7 protein-coding genes are annotated in these 5,271 nt (G+C 68.4%); all 7 read right to left on the bottom strand.

The genetic code is table 11. The features are described from left to right. The coding region (locus IV088_RS14375; protein WP_291103217.1) for a BMP family ABC transporter substrate-binding protein at positions 1–765 on the bottom strand (765 nt) is incomplete at its 3' end. 100 nt (positions 766–865) lie between these two features. Beyond that, positions 866–1,261, bottom strand: a complete 396-nt coding sequence (gene hpxZ, locus IV088_RS14370; RefSeq protein WP_291103215.1) for an oxalurate catabolism protein HpxZ — start codon at positions 1,259–1,261, stop codon at positions 866–868. Further along, positions 1,258–2,661 (bottom strand): AtzE family amidohydrolase, encoded by a 1,404-nt coding sequence (locus IV088_RS14365; RefSeq protein WP_291103214.1) that lies wholly within the window; start codon positions 2,659–2,661, stop codon positions 1,258–1,260. The genes hpxZ and IV088_RS14365 overlap by 4 nt, the downstream gene beginning before the upstream one ends. Positions 2,662–2,669: 8 nt before the next feature. Then, positions 2,670–2,873: a DUF4089 domain-containing protein gene (locus IV088_RS14360; RefSeq protein ID WP_291103212.1), complete on the bottom strand. Its 204-nt coding sequence runs from the start codon at positions 2,871–2,873 to the stop codon at positions 2,670–2,672. Further along, positions 2,870–3,691, bottom strand: a complete 822-nt coding sequence (locus IV088_RS14355; protein ID WP_291103209.1) for an ABC transporter ATP-binding protein — start codon at positions 3,689–3,691, stop codon at positions 2,870–2,872. The genes IV088_RS14360 and IV088_RS14355 overlap by 4 nt, the downstream gene beginning before the upstream one ends. Further along, complete coding sequence (locus IV088_RS14350; RefSeq protein WP_291103206.1) at positions 3,688–4,506, bottom strand: ABC transporter permease; 819 nt, start codon at positions 4,504–4,506, stop codon at positions 3,688–3,690. The genes IV088_RS14355 and IV088_RS14350 overlap by 4 nt, the downstream gene beginning before the upstream one ends. A gap of 87 nt (positions 4,507–4,593) precedes the next feature. After that, on the bottom strand, positions 4,594–5,271 hold a 678-nt coding region (locus IV088_RS14345), incomplete at its 5' end, for an ABC transporter substrate-binding protein (protein ID WP_291103203.1).

The following is a 5,271-nucleotide window of genomic DNA, read 5'->3' as shown; positions in this document are numbered from 1 at the left end:
GGGCGCGAGCTTGGCCTGGCTGGCGTGGTAGCCGCAGACCATCTTGCCGCGCTTGGCCGCGGTCTCCACGATCACCTTGGGGCCGTCCACGTGCATGGTGAACACGTCCACGCCCTGGTCGGCCAGGCTGTTGGTGGCTTCGGCTTCTTTCACCGGCATCGACCAGTCGCCGGTGAAGATCACGCTGCAGGTGATCTTCGGGTCGACCGAGCGCGCGCCCATGGTGAAGGCGTTGATGTTGCGCAGCACCTGCGGGATCGGCTTGGCGGCGATGAAGCCGATCTTCTTGCTCTTGCTCATGTGCCCGGCGATGACGCCGTTGAGGTACTGGCACTCGTCGATGTAGCCGAAGAAACTGGCGGTGTTCTTCGGGTGTTTGCCCTCGGTCCACATGCCGCCGCAGTGGGCAAAACGCGCGTCGGGGAACTTGGCCGCCACCGCCAGCATGTGCGGATCGAAGTAGCCGAACGAGGTGGGGAACACCAGCTGCGCGCCGTCCTGCGCGATCATGCCGGTCATGGTGCGCTGCACGGCCGCGGTCTCGGGCACGTTCTCTTCTTCCACCACCTTCACGCCCGGCATCTTCTTGAGCATGGCCGCCGCTTCGGCCTGGGCCTGGTTGTAGCCGTAGTCGTCGCGCGGGCCGACGTAGATCACCCCCACGGTGATGGGCTTCTGCGCGAAGGCGAAGGGGCTGCTGGCCGCCGCGCCGAGCGCGGCCAGGGTCTTGATCGAATCGCGGCGGTTGGAGAGGAAGTGGCTCATGGGAACGCTCCTGGGTTGGGTGGTGGAGGCAGGGTTGAAAAACTCAGTGATCGGCGAGGCAGGGAGGAGGCGCCAAAGGCGACGCGGGGGGTGTTTCATGTCAATCCAGCAGGCTCACGTGGGCGGCGACCACGCGCCAGCCATCGGCGGTGCGCAGCCAGGTCTGGCTCTGGCGGCCGGTGCGGTCGCTGCCATGGCGGACGAATTCGGTGTTGGCGGTGGCGAAGTCGCGGCCGTAGGTGGTGATGACGGTTTTGCCCAGCGTGCGCGCCAGCCCGGTCGAGGGCCGGCCGGCGCGGAATTCGCGGATGGCGCCGTGGCCGTACAGGTTCTCGGTGGCGCCAAAGCGCAGCGTGTGCGGGCTGTCCCAGAACAGCTCGTCGAGCACGGACACGTCGTTGTTCACCAGGGCGGTCTCGTAGCGCTCGAACGCGGCGGTCACTTCGGCCAGCACGTCGGGTTCATTGATCTGGAGCGGCTCCGTCTTTGTCGTCATGGTGCTGTCTCCTTCACGTGGGCCACGCCCGACTGCGCCAGCGCCCAGCCGGCGCGCAGCGCGAGGTCTTCGCGCCAGGGGGCGGCGATGAGCTGCACGCCGATCGGCAGGCCGCCGGTGCCATCGGGCCACATGGGCGCGGTCACCACCGGGCAGCCCGCAAACGACACCGGCTGGGTGAGCAGGCCGATGGAGGGGCGGCTGGGCAGGCGCTGGCCATTGATGTAGATCCACTCGCTGCCGATGGCCGGTGCGGCCACCGGGGTGGCGGGCGCGATCAGCACATCCCAGTCGCGGAACAGGGCGTTGACCTTGTCGCGGTAGAGGCGCCGGAAGCGCTGGGCGCGCACGTACCAGGCCGCCGGTTGCAGCGCGCCCGCGATGAGGCGGTCCACCGACAGCGGTTCGTGTTCGTCGGCCCGCGTGCGCAGGCTCTCCAGGTGCAGCTGCCCGCCCTCGCTGGCGGTGACGATGAAGGCGGCGGCGCGCGCGGCGGCCGGGTCGGGCCATTCGACGCCGTGTTGCACGGCCACCTGGGTGCCCAGGGCGCCGGCCGCCAGGGCCACGGCCTCGCGCGCGGCCGGTGCCGACAGCGCGTCGAAGTAGCCGTTGAGCACGCCCACGCGCAGCCCCTGCACCCCCTGGGCGAGCAAAGCGGTGGTGGGCTCCAGCGCGGTCGCGAAACAGCCGGGGTCCAGCGGGTCGGGACCCTGCAGCACGTCGTAGGCCAGGGCCAGCCCGGGCAGGTCGTTGGCCAGCGGGCCGAGGTGGTCGATGCTGTGCACGAACGGGAAGCTGCCGCGGCGCGAGAGCCGCCCGAAGGTGGGCTTGAGGCCCCAGATGCCACAGAAGGACGAGGGCACGCGGATCGAGCCGTTGGTGTCCGAGCCCAGCGTGAGCGGCACCTGGCCGGCCGCCACCGCCGCGCCCGACCCACCCGACGAACCACCGGCCGTGCAGTCGGGCTTGTGCGGGTTGCGGGTCGGCCCGTAGTGGGTGTTTTCGGTGGTGAAGCCGTAGGCGAACTCGTCCATGTTGAGCGAGCCCACCAGCACCGCGCCCGCGGCCTGCAGGCGCTGCACCAGCACCGCGTCGGCGGCTGCGGGCGGGTGGGAGCGGTTCACCCTGGAGCCGGCCAGGGTCACCTCGCCGGCGACGTCGAACAGGTTCTTCACCGCGAACGGCACACCCGCCAGCGGCCCCAGCGGTTCACCGCGGGCGCGCCGGGCGTCGATCTGAGCGGCCTGGGTGCGGGCGGCGTCGAAGCGGGTGCCGGTGAAGGCGTTCACACGCGCCTCGGTGGCCTCGATGCGGGCGATGCAGGTCTCCAGCACGGCGGCGGCGCTGCGCTTGCCGGTGGCGACGGCCTGGATGGTCTGGGACAGTGACAGCGTGGGCATGGCGCGGCTCAACGGGGCTGGTCGAAGGGGGCGGGGCGAAACAGCTCGGCCGGTTCGTCGTGGGGGGCCAGCGGGATCTCCTCCAGCGTGGCCGCGAGGCCGGCGGTGCGCTGCAGGTGCACCGCCACGCGTGCGGCCTGCGCGTCGTCCAGGGGCAGGCCCACCGCCACGGCGGCGGCCTGCACATAGGCCAGGGTCTGTTGATCGGTCATCGCCGCACCTCGCGCTGAAAAATGTCCAGGCTGCGCTTCTTGGCGTCGATGAAGCTGGCCTCGGACAGCGTGGCCGTGGTGCGCGGGCGCGCGTCGTCGTAGGGCAGGATCTCGGCCACCCTGGTCGGCCGCTTGGTCAGCAGCAGCACCTGGTCGGCCAGGTACACGGCTTCTTCCAGGTCGTGCGAGACCAGCACCATGGTGGTGCCGGTCTGCATGAACACCTCCTGCAGCTTCTCGCGGATGAACAGCGTCATCTCGAAGTCCAGCGCCGAGAAGGGTTCGTCCAGGAACAGCACCTCGGGGTTGGGCGCGAGCGCCCGCATGATCGACGCCGTCTGCTGCTGCCCGCCCGAGAGCTCGTAGGGGTAGCGGTGGAGGTCGAACTTGACGTCGAACGAGGCCACCAGCTCCTGCATGCGCCGGTCCACCTCGGTCTTGCTTTTTCCTTCGAGCTTGAGCGGGTAGGCGATGTTGTCGATGGTGCGCATCCACGGGAACATCGCCTCGCGGTAGTTCTGGAACACGTAGCCGATCTTGGTGTCCTGGAGGCTCTTGCCGTCGAACAGGATCTCGCCGCTGTCGATGGGAATGAGCCCGGCGATCATGTTGATCAGCGTGCTCTTGCCGCAGCCGTTGGGGCCGAAGACCGACACGATCTTGTGCTTGGGGATGTCCAGGTCGAAGTTCTCGTACAGCGGCCAGCCCGCGAAGTACTTGGTCAGGCCGCGGATGGTGATGTGCGTGCCGGCGGGGCCGGGTTGAAAAACAGGTGTCGGCACATCGGCAAACACCGGGGCATTCAAGACGGCGGTCATCGGCCACTCCAGTGAACGATCTTGCGTTCGATCAGAAGAAAGAGGACGTTCAGCGCATATCCCAGCGCACCGGCGGCGAGGATGGACGCGTACATGTCCTTCACGTTCATCACCTGCTGCGAGTTGATGATGCGGTTGCCCAGCCCGCTGTCGGCCCCGATGAACATCTCGGCCACGATCACGATGACCAGCGCCATCGACACGGCCGAGCGCAGGCCGACGAAGCTGGGCTGCAGGCTTTCCCAGATCAGCACGTCCTTGAACACCTGCCAGCGTGTGGCGCCCATCACCTTGGCCGCCATCACGCGCTGCTTGCGCGCGTTGATCACGCCGTAGGCGCTGTTGAACACCACGATCAGCAGCGCGCCGAAGGCGGCGATGGCGACCTTGTTGATGTCGCTCACGCCGAAGATCATGAGGAACAGCGGGATCAGCGCGGACGAGGGCGTGGAGCGGAAGAAGTCGATCAGGAACTCCACGCTGCGGTAGGCCTTCTCGTTGCTGCCGAGCAGCACACCCAGCGGCATGCCGAGCACGGCGGCGATCAGGAAGGCCTGCACCGTGCGCCACACCGTGACCACGAAATCCATCATCAGCGGGCCGCCGGCCAGGCCGCCGATCAGCGCGCCGAGCGCGTCGATGGGCGGTGGCAGCAGGATGGGCTTGATGAAGCCCAGCCGCACGACCAGGTCCCAGATGATGAAGAGCACGACCGGGCCCACGAAGGGCAGGGCCTTGCCCCAGTCGGTCGTTTTCGGTGGCGTGGGCACGCCGGCCGACGCGGGCGGGCTCCAGGGTTTCGTCGCTTCCGTCATGATGCCGCCGGGCCGCCCCAAGGCAGCAAGGGCCCCCTCGGGGGGCAGTGAAGCCGCAAAGCGGCAAACGTGGGGGCGCTCATCTGCTCAGCCCTTGTAGAGCATGGAGTCGACCATCAGCCGCTTCGAGAAGATGCCCTTCTCGCTGAACAGGTCGAAGAACTTCTGGAAGTGCGCCACGTCGGCCGGCGTGAACTCGTTGTACATGGTGTACGCGGCCAGCGGCACCTCGGCGGTGAGCGCGCCTTCGATGGCGGTGTAGCCCTTGAGGTACTGGCGCGCTTCCACCGACTTGCTGCGCACGTAGGCCACGCCCTTGCCGTAGGCGGCGACGAACTTCTTGGCGGCGTCCGGGTGCTTCTTGATGAACTCCGAAGACAGCGAGGCCGAGCCACCGAACCACGGCGCCATCGGATCGCCGAGCACGTACTTCGCGATCACACCTGCTTCGAGCACCTTGGTGGTGCCGTTCATGCGGCCGATGGTGCCGGTGGGTTCGAGCGTGTAGGCGCCGTCGATCTGGCCCGCCGCGAGCGCGGCCACGTGCTGGCCGATCGGCAGCTCGACCACGGTCGCGCCGGTGGCGCCGCCGCGCTCGAGCACCGTCTTGGCCAGGGTCACGTTCTGGATGCCGGGGCCGGAGCCGATGCGTTTGCCCTTGAGGTCGGCCATCACCTTGGCCGGGCTTCCCGCGGGCACGATCACCTCGTCGAGCACGTTCTTCACGTTGCTCGGGTTGGAGCAGAAGATCTTGAAGGTGCCGGG

The organism is Hydrogenophaga sp. (assembly GCF_018780075.1).
In the GTDB taxonomy this organism is placed as follows: Bacteria; Pseudomonadota; Gammaproteobacteria; order Burkholderiales; family Burkholderiaceae_C; genus Hydrogenophaga.
The sequence above is the reverse complement of the archived record's forward strand: the minus strand, read 5'-3'. Positions and strand labels throughout refer to the sequence as shown.